Origin of the sequence: Streptococcus sp. HMSC076C08 (assembly GCF_001810825.1) — a bacterium.
Lineage (GTDB): Bacteria > Bacillota > Bacilli > Lactobacillales > Streptococcaceae > Streptococcus.
Genome location: NZ_KV802736.1, coordinates 13397 through 31074, shown reverse-complemented (window position 1 = coordinate 31074; position 17678 = coordinate 13397). Strand labels below are relative to the sequence as shown.

General features: G+C 43.3%; 14 protein-coding genes. 12 read left to right on the top strand and 2 right to left on the bottom strand.

Annotated features, from left to right (window positions below):
- The first annotated feature begins 188 nt into the window (after positions 1–188).
- The 10 genes from rpoB to HMPREF2766_RS08350 all read left to right on the top strand — a co-directional run bounded on the left by rpoB (position 189) and on the right by HMPREF2766_RS08350 (position 13769).
- Positions 189–3800 (top strand): DNA-directed RNA polymerase subunit beta, encoded by a 3612-nt coding sequence (gene rpoB / locus HMPREF2766_RS08395; protein WP_044021431.1) that lies wholly within the window; start codon positions 189–191, stop codon positions 3798–3800.
- Between the two features lie 32 nt (positions 3801–3832).
- Positions 3833–7498 carry a DNA-directed RNA polymerase subunit beta' gene (gene rpoC, locus HMPREF2766_RS08390; protein WP_070569279.1) on the top strand — a complete coding sequence of 1222 codons (3666 nt, stop codon included), beginning with the start codon at positions 3833–3835 and terminating at the stop codon, positions 7496–7498.
- Between the two features lie 110 nt (positions 7499–7608).
- Positions 7609–8028 carry a nucleoside-diphosphate kinase gene (gene ndk / locus HMPREF2766_RS08385; protein ID WP_070569276.1) on the top strand — a complete coding sequence of 140 codons (420 nt, stop codon included), beginning with the start codon at positions 7609–7611 and terminating at the stop codon, positions 8026–8028.
- A 135-nt stretch (positions 8029–8163) separates the two neighbouring features.
- Complete coding sequence (locus HMPREF2766_RS10305) at positions 8164–8787, top strand: hypothetical protein (RefSeq protein WP_070569273.1); 624 nt, start codon at positions 8164–8166, stop codon at positions 8785–8787.
- Positions 8788–8870: 83 nt separating this feature from the next.
- Positions 8871–9314, top strand: coding sequence for a tRNA (adenosine(37)-N6)-threonylcarbamoyltransferase complex ATPase subunit type 1 TsaE (tsaE, locus tag HMPREF2766_RS08375; protein WP_000556957.1), 444 nt, complete (start codon positions 8871–8873; stop codon positions 9312–9314).
- Positions 9304–9825 (top strand): GNAT family N-acetyltransferase, encoded by a 522-nt coding sequence (locus HMPREF2766_RS08370; RefSeq protein ID WP_070569270.1) that lies wholly within the window; start codon positions 9304–9306, stop codon positions 9823–9825. Before tsaE ends, HMPREF2766_RS08370 begins: the two co-directional genes overlap by 11 nt.
- Positions 9826–9829: 4 nt before the next feature.
- Positions 9830–10870, top strand: a complete 1041-nt coding sequence (gene brpA / locus HMPREF2766_RS08365; protein ID WP_070569267.1) for a glycopolymer--peptidoglycan transferase LytR — start codon at positions 9830–9832, stop codon at positions 10868–10870.
- Between the two features lie 72 nt (positions 10871–10942).
- Complete coding sequence (locus HMPREF2766_RS08360; protein WP_070569264.1) at positions 10943–12199, top strand: competence/damage-inducible protein A; 1257 nt, start codon at positions 10943–10945, stop codon at positions 12197–12199.
- Between the two features lie 54 nt (positions 12200–12253).
- On the top strand, positions 12254–13405 hold the full coding sequence (recA, locus tag HMPREF2766_RS08355; RefSeq protein WP_070569261.1) for a recombinase RecA: 1152 nt from the start codon (positions 12254–12256) through the stop codon (positions 13403–13405).
- Positions 13406–13574: 169 nt separating this feature from the next.
- A complete protein-coding gene (locus tag HMPREF2766_RS08350) occupies positions 13575–13769 on the top strand; it encodes a PspC domain-containing protein (protein WP_049520829.1) in 195 nt (64 codons plus the stop codon).
- A gap of 131 nt (positions 13770–13900) precedes the next feature.
- On the opposite strand, the gene HMPREF2766_RS08345 is transcribed toward HMPREF2766_RS08350, so the two are convergent.
- Positions 13901–14455 carry a GNAT family N-acetyltransferase gene (locus HMPREF2766_RS08345; RefSeq protein ID WP_000060281.1) on the bottom strand — a complete coding sequence of 185 codons (555 nt, stop codon included), beginning with the start codon at positions 14453–14455 and terminating at the stop codon, positions 13901–13903.
- Positions 14456–14564: 109 nt separating this feature from the next.
- Here HMPREF2766_RS08345 and HMPREF2766_RS08340 point away from each other — a divergent pair, with 109 nt between their 5' ends.
- Positions 14565–15935, top strand: a complete 1371-nt coding sequence (locus HMPREF2766_RS08340; RefSeq protein WP_070569258.1) for an MATE family efflux transporter — start codon at positions 14565–14567, stop codon at positions 15933–15935.
- A 96-nt stretch (positions 15936–16031) separates the two neighbouring features.
- The gene (locus tag HMPREF2766_RS08335) at positions 16032–16748 is read left to right on the top strand and encodes a YebC/PmpR family DNA-binding transcriptional regulator (protein WP_000532894.1); all 717 of its coding nucleotides are present in this window, start codon (positions 16032–16034) and stop codon (positions 16746–16748) included.
- Positions 16749–16797: 49 nt separating this feature from the next.
- On the opposite strand, the gene HMPREF2766_RS08330 is transcribed toward HMPREF2766_RS08335, so the two are convergent.
- Positions 16798–17502, bottom strand: coding sequence for a CD20-like domain-containing protein (locus HMPREF2766_RS08330; RefSeq protein ID WP_042902931.1), 705 nt, complete (start codon positions 17500–17502; stop codon positions 16798–16800).
- Positions 17503–17678 lie beyond the last annotated feature (176 nt).

The window sequence follows — 17678 nt, the reverse complement described above, 5'->3', positions numbered from 1 at the left end:
CTTCTGAAAAAGTCAGATTTAGCTGCTCTTTTTGTGCTTTTTTTCAGGTTTTTGAGTGCTTGTAACAAAGATTTAAAGATTCTGAAAATTCGTCAAAGGGACACGGTGATAGGGGTTTTAAAAACCATATGACGATTAGAAAAGCCTGATTGACAAGGCTTGGAATTTATTTACAAAGGAGAATCATCTTGGCAGGACATGACGTTCAATACGGGAAACATCGTACCCGTCGTAGTTTTTCAAGAATCAAAGAAGTTCTTGACTTACCAAATTTGATTGAAATTCAAACGGATTCATTCAAAGATTTCCTAGATCACGGTCTTAAGGAAGTGTTTGAAGATGTATTGCCAATTTCAAACTTCACAGACACAATGGAGTTGGAATTTGTTGGATATGAAATCAAGGAACCCAAATACACGCTCGAAGAAGCTCGTATCCACGATGCTAGCTACTCAGCACCAATTTTTGTAACCTTCCGCTTGATCAATAAAGAAACAGGCGAAATCAAGACCCAAGAAGTCTTCTTTGGTGATTTCCCAATCATGACCGAAATGGGTACTTTCATCATCAACGGTGGTGAACGTATTATCGTTTCTCAGTTGGTCCGCTCACCAGGTGTTTACTTTAATGATAAAGTAGACAAGAACGGTAAAGTGGGCTACGGTTCTACTGTTATCCCTAACCGTGGAGCTTGGTTGGAACTTGAAAGCGACTCAAAAGACATCGCTTATACTCGTATCGACCGTACTCGTAAGATTCCATTTACGACCTTGGTTCGTGCACTTGGTTTCTCAGGTGATGATGAAATCTTTGATATCTTTGGTGATAGCGAATTGGTTCGCAACACTATTGAAAAAGATATCCACAAGAATCCAATGGACTCTCGTACAGACGAAGCCTTGAAAGAAATCTACGAACGCCTTCGTCCAGGTGAGCCTAAGACTGCTGAAAGCTCACGTAGCTTGCTTGTAGCACGTTTCTTTGACCCACGCCGCTACGATTTGGCAGCTGTTGGTCGTTACAAGATCAATAAAAAACTCAACGTTAAAACACGCTTGCTCAACCAAACCATTGCGGAGCCATTGGTAGACCCTGAAACTGGTGAAATCTTGGTAGAAGCTGGTACCGTCATGACTCGTAGCGTGATCGAGAGTATCGAGCACCACTTGGATGGCGACTTGAACAAGATCGTTTATATTCCAAACGATGCAGCTGTTTTGACAGAACCAGTTCTCCTTCAAAAATTCAAGGTTGTTGCCCCAACGGATCCAGACCGTGTTGTAACCATCATCGGAAATGCCAATCCAGACGACAAGGTTCGTGTTGTAACTCCTGCAGATATCCTTGCTGAGATGAGCTACTTCCTCAACTTGGCAGAAGGTATCGGACGTGTGGATGATATCGACCACCTTGGAAACCGTCGTATCCGTGCAGTTGGTGAATTGCTTGCCAATCAAGTACGTCTTGGACTTTCTCGTATGGAACGTAATGTCCGTGAACGTATGTCTGTTCAGGACAATGAAGTTTTAACACCACAACAAATCATCAATATCCGTCCTGTAACAGCTGCGGTTAAAGAATTCTTTGGTTCATCACAGTTGTCACAGTTCATGGACCAACACAACCCGCTTTCTGAGTTGTCTCACAAACGCCGTTTGTCAGCCTTGGGACCTGGTGGTTTGACTCGTGACCGTGCTGGATATGAAGTTCGTGACGTGCACTACACTCACTACGGTCGTATGTGCCCAATCGAGACACCTGAAGGACCTAACATCGGTTTGATCAATAACTTGTCATCTTACGGACACTTGAATAAGTATGGATTTGTTCAAACACCATACCGTAAGGTTGACCGTGAAACAGGTGTTGTTACGAATGAAATCGTTTGGTTGACAGCCGATGAAGAAGATGAATTCACTGTAGCGCAGGCCAACTCTCGTCTTAACGAAGATGGAACCTTTGCTGAAAAAGTTGTCATGGGACGTCACCAAGGGGTCAACCAAGAGTATCCAGCAGAAGTGGTTGACTACATGGACGTGTCACCAAAACAGGTAGTTGCCGTTGCGACAGCATGTATTCCTTTCTTGGAAAACGATGACTCCAACCGTGCCCTCATGGGTGCCAACATGCAACGTCAGGCCGTGCCATTGATTGATCCAAAAGCACCTTACGTTGGTACTGGTATGGAATACCAAGCAGCTCATGACTCTGGTGCTGCTGTTATTGCCCAGTATGATGGTAAAGTTACATACGCAGATGCTGACAAGGTAGAAGTACGCCGCGAAGATGGTTCATTGGACGTTTACCACATCCAAAAATTCCGTCGTTCAAACTCAGGTACTGCTTACAACCAACGCACTCTCGTTAAAGTTGGCGATGTCGTTGAAAAAGGCGACTTTATCGCTGACGGACCTTCTATGGAAAAAGGGGAAATGGCGCTTGGACAAAACCCAATCGTTGCCTACATGACATGGGAAGGTTACAACTTCGAGGATGCCGTTATCATGAGCGAACGCTTGGTCAAAGACGATGTCTACACATCTGTCCACCTCGAAGAATACGAATCAGAAACGCGCGATACAAAGCTTGGGCCTGAAGAAATTACTCGTGAAATTCCAAACGTTGGGGAAGATGCTCTTAAAGACCTTGACGAAATGGGTATTATCCGTATCGGTGCTGAGGTTAAAGAAGGGGATATCCTTGTAGGTAAAGTCACACCTAAGGGTGAAAAAGACCTTTCAGCTGAAGAACGTCTCTTGCACGCTATCTTCGGAGACAAGTCTCGTGAAGTGCGTGATACTTCTCTTCGAGTACCTCACGGTGCCGATGGTGTCGTTCGTGATGTTAAGATCTTTACACGTGCAAATGGAGATGAGTTGCAATCAGGTGTTAACATGCTGGTTCGCGTCTACATCGCTCAAAAACGTAAGATCAAGGTCGGAGATAAGATGGCCGGACGTCACGGAAACAAAGGGGTTGTCTCTCGTATTGTTCCTGTAGAAGACATGCCTTACCTTCCAGACGGAACTCCAGTCGATATCATGTTGAACCCACTTGGGGTGCCATCGCGTATGAATATCGGTCAGGTTATGGAGCTCCACCTTGGTATGGCAGCCCGTACTCTTGGTATCCACATCGCAACACCAGTCTTTGACGGAGCAAGTTCTGAAGACCTTTGGGACACTGTTAAAGAAGCAGGTATGGATAGCGATGCTAAGACAATCCTTTACGACGGACGTACAGGTGAGCCGTTTGACAACCGTGTATCAGTTGGTGTCATGTACATGATCAAACTCCACCACATGGTTGATGATAAATTGCACGCTCGTTCAGTCGGACCATACTCAACCGTTACCCAACAACCACTCGGAGGTAAAGCTCAGTTTGGTGGACAACGTTTCGGTGAGATGGAGGTTTGGGCTCTTGAAGCCTACGGTGCGTCAAATGTCCTTCAAGAAATCTTGACCTACAAGTCTGACGATATCAACGGACGTTTGAAAGCTTATGAAGCCATTACAAAAGGAAAACCAATTCCAAAACCAGGTGTTCCAGAATCCTTCCGAGTTCTTGTGAAAGAATTGCAATCTCTTGGTCTTGACATGCGTGTCCTTGATGAAGATGACCAAGAAGTGGAACTTCGCGACTTGGATGAAGGAATGGACGAAGATGTCATCCACGTAGATGACCTTGAAAAAGCCCGCGAAAAAGCAGCCCAAGAGGCTAAAGCAGCCTTTGAAGCTGAAGAAGCTGAGAAAGCAACAAAAGCGGAAGCAACAGAAGAAGCTGCTGAACAAGAATAAGCAGTTCACTTAGAATAGAAAGGGAAGAAATAGTGGTTGATGTAAATCGTTTTAAAAGTATGCAAATCACCCTAGCTTCTCCAAGCAAAGTCCGTTCATGGTCTTATGGAGAAGTCAAAAAACCTGAAACAATCAATTACCGTACGTTGAAACCAGAACGTGAAGGACTCTTTGATGAAGTCATCTTTGGTCCTACAAAAGACTGGGAATGTGCTTGTGGTAAGTACAAACGCATTCGTTACAGAGGGATTGTTTGTGACCGCTGTGGGGTTGAAGTAACGCGTACAAAAGTTCGTCGTGAGCGTATGGGGCACATCGAGTTGAAAGCTCCTGTATCTCACATCTGGTACTTCAAGGGGATTCCAAGCCGTATGGGCTTGACTCTTGATATGAGCCCTCGTGCCCTCGAGGAAGTTATCTACTTTGCGGCTTATGTGGTGATTGATCCTAAGGATACACCACTTGAGCACAAGTCTATCATGACAGAGCGCGAATACCGTGAGCGCTTGCGTGAGTATGGTTATGGATCATTCGTTGCCAAAATGGGTGCCGAAGCCATCCAAGACCTCTTGAAACAAGTAGATCTTGAAAAAGAAATTGCCGAACTCAAAGAAGAGTTGAAGACAGCTACTGGACAAAAACGTGTCAAAGCCATCCGTCGTTTGGATGTTTTGGATGCCTTTTACAAGTCTGGAAACAAACCTGAATGGATGATTCTCAACATCCTTCCAGTTATTCCACCAGACCTTCGTCCAATGTTGCAGTTGGATGGTGGCCGTTTTGCCTCATCTGACTTGAACGACCTTTACCGCCGTGTTATCAACCGTAACAACCGCTTGGCTCGTTTGCTTGAGTTGAACGCACCAGGTATCATCGTTCAAAATGAGAAGCGTATGCTTCAAGAAGCGGTTGACGCTTTGATTGACAACGGTCGTCGTGGTCGTCCAATCACAGGACCAGGTAGCCGTCCACTGAAATCATTGAGCCACATGCTTAAAGGGAAACAAGGGCGCTTCCGTCAAAACTTGCTCGGTAAACGTGTTGACTTCTCAGGACGTTCCGTTATCGCCGTTGGTCCAACGCTTAAGATGTATCAATGTGGGGTGCCACGTGAAATGGCGATCGAGCTCTTTAAACCATTCGTCATGCGTGAAATCGTTGCTCGTGACATCGTGCAGAACGTCAAAGCGGCTAAACGCTTGGTGGAACGCGGAGACGAACGTATCTGGGATATTCTTGAAGAAGTAATCAAAGAACACCCAGTACTTTTGAACCGCGCACCGACCCTTCACCGTTTGGGGATCCAAGCCTTCGAGCCAGTCTTGATTGATGGTAAGGCCCTTCGCTTGCACCCGCTTGTCTGTGAAGCCTACAATGCCGACTTTGACGGGGACCAAATGGCCATCCACGTACCGCTTTCAGAAGAAGCCCAAGCAGAAGCGCGTATCCTTATGCTTGCTGCTGAGCACATCTTGAACCCGAAAGATGGTAAACCAGTTGTTACTCCTTCTCAGGACATGGTTTTGGGTAACTACTATTTGACCATGGAAGAAGCTGGTCGTGAAGGTGAAGGAATGGTCTTCAAAGACCGTGACGAAGCGGTTATGGCTTACCGCAATGGTTATGTTCACCTCCATTCACGTGTTGGTATCGCGACAGATAGCCTCAACAAACCATGGACAGAAGAGCAAAAACACAAGGTCTTGCTGACAACAGTTGGTAAAATCCTCTTCAACGACATCATGCCAGAGGGTCTGCCTTACTTGCAAGAACCAACAAATGCCAACTTAACAGAAGGTGTTCCAGCTAAGTACTTCTTGCCACTAGGTGGAGATATCAAGGAAGCTATTCGCAATCTTGAACTCAACCCTCCATTCAAGAAGAAAAATCTTGGGAATATCATCGCTGAAATCTTCAAACGTTTCCGTACGACAGAAACTTCTGCACTACTTGACCGCATGAAGAACCTCGGATACCACCACTCAACTCTTGCAGGTTTGACAGTAGGTATTGCCGATATCCCAGTTGTTGAAGACAAGGCTGAAATCATCGAAGAATCACACAAACGTGTAGAACAAATCACCAAACAATTCCGTCGTGGTATGATCACAGACGACGAGCGCTACAACGCTGTTACAGCTGAATGGCGTGCAGCCCGTGAAAAATTGGAGAAACGTTTGGTTGCCAACCAAGATCCTAAGAACCCAATCGTTATGATGATGGACTCTGGAGCCCGTGGTAACATCTCAAACTTCTCACAGCTTGCCGGTATGCGTGGTCTGATGGCCGCTCCGAACGGACGTATCATGGAATTGCCAATCCTTTCAAACTTCCGCGAAGGTTTGTCAGTACTCGAAATGTTCTTCTCAACTCACGGTGCCCGTAAAGGTATGACCGATACGGCCCTTAAGACAGCCGACTCAGGTTACTTGACTCGTCGTTTGGTTGACGTTGCCCAAGATGTTATCATCCGTGAGGACGACTGTGGAACAGACCGTGGTCTCTTGATCCGCTCTATCGCAGAAGGAAAAGAGATGATCGAGTCTCTCGAAGAACGCCTCAACGGTCGTTACACTAAGAAAACTGTTAAACATCCAGAAACTGGTGCAGTGATCATCGGTCCAAATGAGTTGATTACAGAGGACAAGGCGCGTGAAATTGTCAATGCTGGTGTGGAAGAAGTTACTATCCGCTCTGTATTTACATGTAACACTCGTCATGGCGTCTGCCGTCACTGTTACGGTATCAACTTGGCGACTGGTGATGCGGTTGAAGTTGGTGAAGCAGTTGGTACAATCGCTGCCCAATCTATCGGGGAACCTGGTACACAGCTTACAATGCGTACCTTCCACACGGGTGGGGTTGCCTCAAATACCGATATCACTCAGGGTCTTCCTCGTGTCCAAGAAATCTTTGAAGCCCGCAATCCTAAAGGGGAAGCGGTCATCACAGAGGTCAAAGGACAAGTTACTGCCATCGAAGAAGACGCGTCAACTCGTACCAAGAAAGTCTTCGTTAAGGGTGAAACTGGAGAAGGCGAATACGTGGTACCATTTACAGCCCGTATGCGTGTCGAAGTTGGAGACCAAGTCTCTCGCGGTGCAGCATTGACAGAAGGTTCTATCCAACCAAAACGTCTCCTTGCTGTTCGTGATGTCTTGTCAGTTGAAACTTACCTTCTCGGTGAAGTACAAAAAGTTTACCGTAGCCAAGGGGTAGAAATCGGTGACAAACACATCGAGGTAATGGTTCGTCAAATGATCCGTAAAGTTCGTGTCATGGATCCAGGTGACACAGACCTTCTTATGGGTACCCTCATGGACATCAACGACTTTACAGATGCTAACAAGGATGTTCTTATCGCAGGTGGAGTTCCAGCGACTGGTCGCCCAGTTCTTATGGGAATCACCAAAGCCTCACTTGAAACAAATAGTTTCTTGTCAGCAGCTTCCTTCCAGGAAACAACTCGTGTCCTTACAGATGCGGCCATCCGTGGTAAGAAAGATCATCTCCTTGGACTCAAGGAAAATGTTATCATCGGTAAGATCATCCCAGCTGGTACTGGTATGGCTCGCTACCGTAACCTTGAACCACAAGCTATCAATGAAGCAGAATATCTGGCTCCAGAACAAGAAGAGGCAGAAAACGCTCCAGTAGATGAAACTGTGGAAATCCAAGTTGAGGAAACAGTAGAATAAAAGCAAACAAGAGAACCTTTGGGTTCTCTTTGTTTTATTTCAGAAAATTTTCCCGCTTTTTCATAAAGTATGGTAGAATAGAAGAACTAAAATGCCAAGGAGGTGTCCATATGGAACAAACATTCTTTATCATTAAGCCAGATGGTGTGAAAAGAGGGCTGGTTGGCGAAATTCTGCAAAGAATGGAGCAACGAGGTTTCAAACTCGAAAAATTAGAGCTACGTTCAGCAGTTTCAGAAGCTTTGATTGATCAACACTATCAAGACTTGGTTGAAAAAAGTTTTTATCCTCCTATCCGTCAGTTTATGACTTCAGGACCAGTAGTGGTGGGCGTTCTATCAGGTCCGAAAGTGATTGAAACTTGGCGAACTATGATGGGAGCTACTCGTCCAGAAGAAGCTCTACCGGGAACTATCCGAGGAGATTTTGCCAAGGCTGCAGGAGACAATCAAGCCATTCAAAATGTAGTTCACGGCTCCGATTCGGAAGCTTCTGCAAAACGTGAAATTGCTCTCTGGTTTAAGGATTAGACTGGCAAAAAAACAGTTCTGTTGTACACAGAACTGTTTTTTTGGTCAGTTGAGCACAAAAAATGAACACTTGAGGCGGAAACAATCATTTCAAACTCCTCACAAGGTATAATCCCATATAGGGAGGGAAAAGAAATGGTAAAATCAATTCGCCTATTGTTGTTGATTGCAGTCATCCAGATTAGTTTTTCTAGTTGTCTATTATGGAAAGAAACCTTTTTATCTTTAAAACAGGCCAATGTTTATTTTTTGATTTTGATAGTAGGATTTTCTGTTTTGTGTGCTGGGATAAATTATTTCCATACAGCAGACCAGTCTAGACATAGTATTTTACATGTTCAAAAGAAAGTGAGCCTTGTTTATTACCTCCTTTTAGTAATCAATCTTCTGGCAACCTGTCTGGTTCTCTCAGAAAGCATCCAAACCACTAGCGAATTGCAGCAGGAATTGGTTGACCTCTTTTTACCCTCCTTCTTTTTCTTGCTAGGAGTAGATCTATTGATTTTCTTACCTTTTGATAAAATTTTTCGCGATATAGAAAATCACCTAAATAAAAAGAAAACAGTCGTCATTTCCGTTCTAGCTACGATGGTTTTCTTGAGGAATCCCTTAGTGATTTTCTCGATTCTCCTTTATATCAGTGTTGGTTTTCTATGCGCACGTTTTCTTTTTCCAAAATGTATTCAAAGGGAAATCTCCTTTTATGGACACCTGATTCGGGATATCTTGTTTGTTTTTTCAATAGTTGTATTCTTTTAAGTGGAGGAGAATTTTTCAAAATTGTTATAGTAAGTCCATAAAGAAAATTCACACAAAAGAAAACTTTTTGGTATAATAGTAGCATGCACACAAAAAATGAAGAAGAGCTTCTAGCTCTCGGAGAAAGATTAGGTCATTTGCTTCAAAAAGACGATGTTCTAATCTTGACTGGAGAGTTAGGTGCGGGTAAAACAACCTTTACAAAAGGCCTTGCCAAGGGCTTGGATATCTGTCAGATGATTAAAAGTCCAACCTATACCATTGTCAGAGAGTATGAAGGACGTTTGCCACTTTACCACTTGGATGTCTACCGTATCGAAGGTGATGCTGATTCTATTGACTTGGATGAGTTTCTCTTTGGTGGCGGTGTGACTGTTATTGAGTGGGGGCATCTTTTGGGTGAAGATTTACCAGATTCTTACTTGGAGTTGGAAATTTTGAAAGAAGCTGATGGTCGTTGTCTTCATTTTACGGCTCATGGCTCTCGGGCTGAACAACTCATCAAGGAGTTTCAAGATGGAGTATGAGTTGTGTATTCGTGAGGCAGAGATGTCAGATGCTACAGCCTTGATTGCATTTTTAGATTGTGTCGGTCAAGAGACAGACTTTACTAGCCTAGATGAAAATGGCATCATGATGACAGCTTCTGAAATGGCTCTTTTTATCGAAAAACAAGCTGCATCAGAGAATCAAATTACTCTCCTCGCCTTACTGAATGATGAGATTGCAGGAGTCTTAAATATCACAGCAGACCAACATTTAAGAGTTCGACATATCGGTGATGTTTTTCTAGCAGTTCGCAAGAAATTTTGGAACCAAGGCTTGGCGACTATACTTCTAGAAGAAGGCATCGAGTGGGCTAAAGTCAGTGGCGTCTTGCGCCGTTTGCAACTTAGTGTACAAAAACGAAACGAGGCTGCAGTCCACCTCTATTCAAAAATGGGATTTATCACAGAAGGCTTACAAGAAAGAGGAGCCTATTTAGCAGAAGGGATATTTTTAGATGTTTGTCTTATGGGCAAGCTGATAAATAAATAACGAGATGATTAAAAAATTAATTGGAATGGTGCTAGGTTTCCTAGCAGTAACAGTTTTAGGTGTAGCGGTTTATGGCTATACCATCTACCAACAGGGAACAGAAACCCTAAGTAAAAAGACTTACAAAAAAATCGGGGAAGAAACCAACGTTATCGAAGCGACGGAGCCTCTGACTATCCTCTTGATGGGGGTAGATACGGGAAATGTGGAACGTACAGACCCGTGGGCGGGAAATAGTGATTCCATGATTCTCCTGACGGTTAATCCCAAAACAAAGAAAACCACTATGATGAGTTTGGAACGGGATATTTTGACCAAGATTGAGACTGGAAACGGTCAAGTTCAGGAAGCTAAACTCAATGCGGCCTATGCTAATGGTGGTGCGGAACTTGCAATTTCTACTATTCAAAAGATGATGAATATCCACATTGACCGCTATGTGATGGTTAACATGCAGGGACTTCAACAATTGGTGGATGCAGTTGGTGGGATCACTGTCAACAATACACTTGGTTTCCCAATTTCGATTGCTGACCAAGAAGAGTTTAATAAGATTTCCATCGGTGTTGGAGAACAAACCTTGAATGGTGAGGAAGCCCTGGTGTATTCACGGATGCGTTACCAAGACCCTGAAGGAGACTATGGTCGTCAAAAACGTCAACGGGAAGTCATTCAAAAAATCGTTGAGAAAGTTTTGAGCCTAAACAGTGTGAGCCACTATCAAGGCATCCTCAAAGCATTGAGCAACAATATGCAGACCAACGTAGATCTTTCAGCAAAGAGTATTCCACAATTGCTCGGTTATCAAGATTCTTTCAAGAATATTGAAACCCATCAATTACGTGGAGAAGATGCTGAGTTGCAGGGGATTTCTTATCAAATCGTCACTTCAGAACATATGCTCGAAATGCAAAATCTCTTGCGTCGTTCACTAGGTAAAGAGCCGGTGACAGAATTGGAAACCAATGCGGTACTGTACGAAACAGCCTTTGGTCGGACAGCACCTTCAACCAGTACTAACGTTTCAAACGAAGAAGCAGAATAAGAAAAGAATCAAATCGTGGGAAATTTCCTGCGATTTTTTCAAAAAAATTCGAATAGATAAGTAGGAGGAAACATGAAAGCAGAAATTATTGCTGTAGGAACAGAAATTTTAACAGGGCAGATTATCAATACCAATGCTCAGTTTTTATCAGAGAAACTAGCCGAAATCGGGGTAGACGTCTACTTCCAAACAGCTGTTGGAGATAATGAAGCTCGTCTTTTGTCCTTGCTTGAGATTGCGAGTCAACGTAGCAATCTTGTGATTTTGACAGGTGGTTTGGGACCAACTGAGGATGATTTGACCAAACAAACTCTGGCAAAATTTTTAGGAAAAGATCTAGTGTTTGACCCTCAAGCTCAAGAGAAATTGGATATCTTTTTTGCCCATAGACCTGACTATGCTCGGACACCGAATAATGAGCGCCAAGCCCAAATTGTAGAAGGGGCAACTCCACTGCCAAATGAGACAGGTTTAGCAGTAGGAGGGGTGTCGGAAGTGGATGGCGTAACCTACGTGGTCCTTCCAGGACCGCCTAGTGAGTTGAAGCCTATGGTCTTAAATCAACTCTTACCCAAGTTAATGACTGGTACCAAGTTATACTCACGAGTGCTCCGTTTCTTTGGAATTGGTGAGAGTCAGTTGGTGACCATTTTGGCGGATTTAATTGACCATCAAACCGATCCGACTTTGGCGCCTTATGCCAAGACGGGAGAAGTGACTTTGCGCTTGTCTACAAAAGCAGTTAGTCAAGAAAAGGCTGATCAAGCACTGGATATCTTAGAAAATCAAATCTTGAGTCGCCGAACTTTCGAGGGAATTTCTCTGCGAGACATCTGTTATGGATATGGGGAAGAAACCAGTCTCGCAAGTGTCGTTGTAGAAGAGCTAAAGAAGAGACAGAAAAGCATTACTGCGGCAGAAAGCTTGACGGCAGGTCTTTTTCAGGCTACTTTAGCAGACTTTTCGGGCGTTTCAGCTATCTTTAATGGCGGTTTTGTCACTTACAGCCTAGAAGAAAAGTCCAAGATGTTGGATATTTCCGAGCAAGAGCTAAAAGAACACGGTGTCGTTTCTGAGTTTACGGCTCGAAAAATGGCAGAGCAAGCACGAATTAAGATTCAGTCAGATTATGGAGTTAGTTTAACGGGGGTTGCAGGACCAGATAGCTTAGAGGGGCATCCAGCTGGCACAGTTTTTATTGGACTGGCACATGCAAAAGGGACAGAGGTGATCAAGGCTAATATTGCCGGACGGAGTCGAGCAGATGTTCGACATATTGCGGTCATGCATGCCTTTAACCTAGTTCGCAAGGCTTTATTAAGTGACTAAATTTTGGTATAATGAAAGATAGGTCTAAGGACCAGTAGAATATAGGAGAAAAAAATGGCGAAAAAACCAACAAAAAAATTAGATGAAATTGGGAAAAAATTTGGAGCTGACCGCGAAAAAGCCTTGAACGATGCTCTTAAATTGATTGAGAAAGACTTTGGTAAAGGCTCAATCATGCGCTTGGGTGAGCGTGCAGAGCAAAAAGTGCAAGTGATGAGTTCAGGCTCTTTGGCGCTTGATATTGCACTCGGTTCAGGTGGTTATCCAAAGGGGCGTATCATCGAAATCTACGGTCCGGAGTCATCTGGTAAGACAACGGTTGCCCTTCACGCTGTTGCGCAAGCACAGAAAGAAGGTGGTATCGCTGCCTTTATCGATGCGGAGCATGCCCTTGATCCAGCCTATGCAGCAGCCCTTGGTGTGAACATTGACGAATTGCTCTTGTCACAACCAGACTCAGGAGAGCAAGGTCTTGAAATTGCAGGAAAATTGATTGACTCAGGTGCAGTTGACCTTGTTGTTATTGACTCAGTTGCGGCCCTTGTACCTCGTGCAGAAATCGATGGGGACATTGGAGACAGCCACGTTGGTTTGCAAGCTCGTATGATGAGCCAGGCCATGCGTAAACTTGGTGCTTCTATCAATAAAACCAAAACAATTGCCATCTTTATCAACCAATTGCGTGAAAAAGTTGGGGTCATGTTTGGAAATCCAGAAACAACTCCTGGTGGACGTGCTCTGAAATTCTACGCTTCAGTCCGTTTGGATGTTCGTGGAAGCACACAAATCAAGGGAACTGGTGACCAAAAAGATACCAATGTCGGTAAGGAAACCAAGATCAAAGTCGTGAAAAACAAGGTGGCTCCACCATTTAAGGAAGCCTTTGTTGAAATCATGTACGGAGAAGGAATCTCTAAGACTGGTGAGCTCTTGAAGATCGCAAGTGATCTCGATATCATCCAAAAAGCGGGAGCATGGTACTCTTACAAGGGTGAAAAAATCGGACAAGGATCTGAAAATGCTAAGAAATACTTGGCGGATCACCCAGAGATTTTTGATGCCATTGACCACCAAGTCCGTGTTCAATATGGTTTGATTGAAGATGAAGAAGGGACAACTACTACCTCTGTCGCAGAAGATTTAGCACCTAACCAAGAAGTAACACTTGACCTAGGCGACGGACTTGAAATCGAAATTGAAGATTAAAAATAAAAGCGGAGAAGTCTTTCTCTGCTTTTTATGTTTAATTATTAAGTGTTCATAAGCTTTAAAAGGGTAATAAAAGAGTATTTAATCAAAAAAATTAAAAAAACTGTTGCAATTTTTTTAATTTGATGATAAAATTAAACCATTCTATAAAAAGGAGACTACTATAATGGAAAAACGCCTTGTTCGTAACGTACAAGACAAAAAGATTGCTGGTGTTTGTGCTGGTATCGCTGACTACTTTAACATGGACCACACACTTGTTCGTGCACTTTGGATCATCTTCACCCTACTTGGTGGTTCTGGAATCTTAGCTTATGCTGTTCTCTACTTCCTTCTTCCAGAAGGCAATGCAGAAGCTTAAGCCATAGAGAGAATAAAAGTTTATTCTGATCAGTTGAAAATAAAAAATGCATGTAATCGTAAATTACATGCATTTTTATATGTAGCTTCTATCGAAAAAGAGAGGTTCTTCACCAGATGGATAAGTCTTGTTTAATGGTCACTAAAACGACGATACTCTATATGAAAGTCAAAATAATGTTCATTCTGTAACTTTTGGAAGATGTCGCGATAGGCCTCTTCGTCAAAATGGTCGCCACGGTAAAGAATTTCAAAACTCAAACCATCGTACTCTAGAAAAGCGTTGGCTGATTTAAAGCCATTTTGGCGATAGAAGTCCATGCGGGCCTTCCTTTGCTCCAAGTTATCGCATTCCTCATCTAATCGCTCGACTTCCAGCAACATGGTTCGCTGGTAAAAATCGGTTAGCTTTTCGATAATTTCCTTTCCGTACCCGTGGCTTCTCAGGTGGGGCATGATGGCAAAAAAACTGATATAGAAAGCTTTTGGGTTGGAAATAGAGAAAGCAAAGCCGACAAACTCTTCCTGGTTATAAAAGGCAAAGAAGTGGGCATCATCTCGGTCCTGATAGCGCAAGAACTCAGACAGAGGGACTCGTTCTTCTTCAGGGAAGGCTTCCTTGTTTAGCTTTTCAACCTTATCCAGATCGGGAAATACATCGGTAATTAATTGACTGGTCAAACTCATAAATGACCTCCTTTTCTTGATTATAGCAAATTGTCTCTCTGTAAGCAATTGATTGCAAACTTAGTGACAGAGCCTTGTCGCTCCTTTAGAAAGCTGATATAATAGCTTTATGAATAAGAAACGATCTGTGGACTTGATACATGGTCCCATTCTTCCTGCGCTGTTAAGCTTTGCCTTTCCAATCTTGCTGTCAAATATTTTCCAACAGCTTTATAATACAGCTGACGTCTTGATTGTTGGGCGTTTTCTTGGTCAAGATTCCTTGGCAGCAGTAGGGGCGACAACTGCCATTTTTGACTTGATTATAGGCTTTACGCTTGGTGTTGGCAATGGGATGGGGATTGTCATTGCTCGCTATTATGGGGCTCGTAATTTCACTAAAATTAAAGAAGCAGTAGCAGCAACTTGGATTTTAGGAGGGCTTCTCAGTATTTTGGTCATGCTGATGGGATTTGTCGGTCTGTATCCACTCTTGCAATATTTAGATACCCCTGCAGAAATCCTCCCTCAATCCTATCAATATATTTCTATGATTGTGACTTGTGTAGGCGTCAGTTTCGCTTATAATCTCTTTGCGGGTTTGTTGCGGTCCATTGGAGACAGTCTAGCAGCTCTTGGCTTCCTGATTTTTTCTGCTTTGGTTAATGTGGTTCTGGATTTGTATTTTATTACGCAACTGCATCTGGGAGTTCAATCTGCAGGCCTTTCTACCATTATCTCGCAAGGCTTATCAGCGGTTCTCTGCTTTTATTATATCCGCAAGAGTGTTCCAGAACTGCTTCCTCAACTCAAGCATTTTAAATGGAACAAGGCCTTGTATGCGGATCTCTTGGAGCAAGGTTTGGCTATGGGTCTGATGAGTTCGATTGTGTCCATTGGTAGTGTGATTTTACAGTCTTCTGTCAATACCTTTGGAGCTGTGATTATCAGTGCCCAGACGGCAGCTCGACGCATTATGGCCTTCGCTCTGCTTCCGATGACGGCAATTTCTTCTGCTATGACGACCTTTGCCTCTCAAAATCTCGGGGCTAAGCGACCAGACCGCATAGTTCAAGGTCTTGGTATTGGGAGTCGTTTGAGCATGTCCTGGGCAGGTTTTGTTTGTATTCTCCTCTTTTTTGCCAGTCCTACCTTGGTTTCTTTCTTGGCCAGTTCGACGGATAGTTACTTGATAGACAATGGTAGCCTCTACCTGCAAATCAGTTCAGTCTTTTATCCGATTTTGAGCCTCTTGCTGATTTATCGGAATTGCTTGCAGGGCTTGGGGCAGAAAGTCCTTCCTCTAGTTTCCAGCTTTATAGAACTAATCGGGAAAATCGTTTTTGTGGTTTTGATTATCCCTTGGGCAGGCTATAGGGGAGTTATCCTTTGCGAACCCCTTATCTGGGTTGCCATGACTACCCAACTGTACTTTTCACTTTTTCGCCATCCCCTGATAAAAGAAGGCAAGGCAATCTTGGCAGCCAAAGGACAATCCTAGCTGGATTTGCTGAATAAAATCCATTTCCTCTAGTGAAAATCGAAAAAACTTGTGTTATAATAAGAAAGATTAAAATGTGAAAAAAGGAGATTCCTAATGGGACGTAAATGGGCCAATATCGTAGCCAAGAAAACGGCTAAAGATGGAGCTAACTCTAAAGTATATGCAAAATTTGGTGTAGAAATCTATGTAGCAGCTAAAAAAGGTGATCCAGACCCAGAATCAAACACTGCTTTGAAATTCGTTATCGACCGTGCGAAACAAGCCCAAGTGCCAAAACACGTTATCGATAAAGCGATTGATAAAGCAAAAGGAAACACAGACGAAACCTTTACAGAAGGACGTTACGAAGGTTTTGGACCAAATGGTTCTATGTTGATTGTGGATACCTTGACTTCAAACGTTAACCGTACCGCAGCCAATGTCCGTGCAGCTTTTGGTAAAAACGGCGGAAACATGGGTGCTTCAGGTTCAGTTTCATACCTCTTTGATAACAAGGGTGTGATCGTATTTGCGGGTGAGGACGCTGATGCAGTCTTTGAGCAATTGCTAGAAGCAGATGTGGATGTGGACGATGTAGAAGCAGAAGAAGGAACAATCACGGTTTACACAGCTCCAACAGACCTTCACAAGGCTATCGTTGCCCTTCGTGAGTCTGGTATCGAAGAATTCCAAGTGACTGAATTGGAAATGATTCCTCAGTCTGAAGTGGAATTGTCAGGCGAAGACCTTGAAACCTTTGAAAAACTTTACAGCGTTCTTGAGGACGACGAAGACGTACAAAAGATCTACACAAACGTAGATGGATTCTAATAGAAAAACGAACAGTTTTACTAGCTGTTCGTTTTTTTGATATTTGAACTTAGACTCTGCTTTCAGAATCGTTTTGTTGCTTGCTTTTTCCTTGACCTAGACCAACTGCATGTTTTTGGACGAGCAAGAGCTGCCCATTGTCATCTTTTGCAAAAGTTAGGGTAACGGTCTTGATCTTGTCTCCAATGGAGATATAGGTGATTTTTCTCGTATTATAACCTCCGATAGTGGAGTCAAACTCGGAGTCTGGTAGTCCGTGTTTTTTGATAATATCCTTGTAGTTGGTACCACCTTTTCCTTTGTTGTCAAGGTCACCTTCGATTAAGGCGTCGAACTGTTCTTGGGTCCAGGTGAAGGTGTCGTCTTCTTCCTCCTCAGGGATGGAATAGGCGCTATCATCTGTCAAGTCGCTTTCTTCTTCGCGTTCCATTGAGGCACTCGCCTCGCTGTAGGAACGGTTAAACTCCCTGACAAACTCTTTGTAGACATTAGCGTACAGTACCTGGGTCGTAAAGAAAAGTACAACAGAGGCAACTGCCAGGGATGTTCCAATAATAGCCATTGTTTTCCGCTTTTTGAGGTTGACGATAAGGCCGATAATCCCCAAGATAAATGCTACGATGGCGATGAAAAACGATAGATAGTTAATAAATGGAATCCAGGACCCTAAAAGTGCGATAGCTCCAAAAATGGTTGCTAAGATTCCTAAAACTCTTTGTTCTTCTGGTTTCATTTGAAAGTTTTCTCCCTTCATCGAGTGAATGGATTTCTATCCACAGTAGTTAGTGCTTATTATAGAAAAAATATTGCCTAATGTCAATTTAAACCAAGATAGTTCTCATAGAAACTTTTTTCTTGACATCTTTTCTGAAAATGATAAAATAGTTCTCATGGAAACTTAAATAGTTCTTGTGAGAACTATATTTATCG

Coding starts and splice junctions, on each gene's coding strand:
- ndk (WP_070569276.1), top strand. CDS start 7,609: ATGGAACAAACATTCTTTATCATTAAGCCAGATGGTGTGAAAAGAGGG.
- HMPREF2766_RS10305 (WP_070569273.1), top strand. CDS start 8,164: ATGGTAAAATCAATTCGCCTATTGTTGTTGATTGCAGTCATCCAGATT.
- tsaE (WP_000556957.1), top strand. CDS start 8,871: ATGCACACAAAAAATGAAGAAGAGCTTCTAGCTCTCGGAGAAAGATTA.
- HMPREF2766_RS08370 (WP_070569270.1), top strand. CDS start 9,304: ATGGAGTATGAGTTGTGTATTCGTGAGGCAGAGATGTCAGATGCTACA.
- brpA (WP_070569267.1), top strand. CDS start 9,830: ATGATTAAAAAATTAATTGGAATGGTGCTAGGTTTCCTAGCAGTAACA.
- HMPREF2766_RS08360 (WP_070569264.1), top strand. CDS start 10,943: ATGAAAGCAGAAATTATTGCTGTAGGAACAGAAATTTTAACAGGGCAG.
- recA (WP_070569261.1), top strand. CDS start 12,254: ATGGCGAAAAAACCAACAAAAAAATTAGATGAAATTGGGAAAAAATTT.
- HMPREF2766_RS08350 (WP_049520829.1), top strand. CDS start 13,575: ATGGAAAAACGCCTTGTTCGTAACGTACAAGACAAAAAGATTGCTGGT.
- HMPREF2766_RS08345 (WP_000060281.1), bottom strand. CDS start 14,455: ATGAGTTTGACCAGTCAATTAATTACCGATGTATTTCCCGATCTGGAT.
- HMPREF2766_RS08340 (WP_070569258.1), top strand. CDS start 14,565: ATGAATAAGAAACGATCTGTGGACTTGATACATGGTCCCATTCTTCCT.
- HMPREF2766_RS08335 (WP_000532894.1), top strand. CDS start 16,032: ATGGGACGTAAATGGGCCAATATCGTAGCCAAGAAAACGGCTAAAGAT.
- HMPREF2766_RS08330 (WP_042902931.1), bottom strand. CDS start 17,502: ATGAAGGGAGAAAACTTTCAAATGAAACCAGAAGAACAAAGAGTTTTA.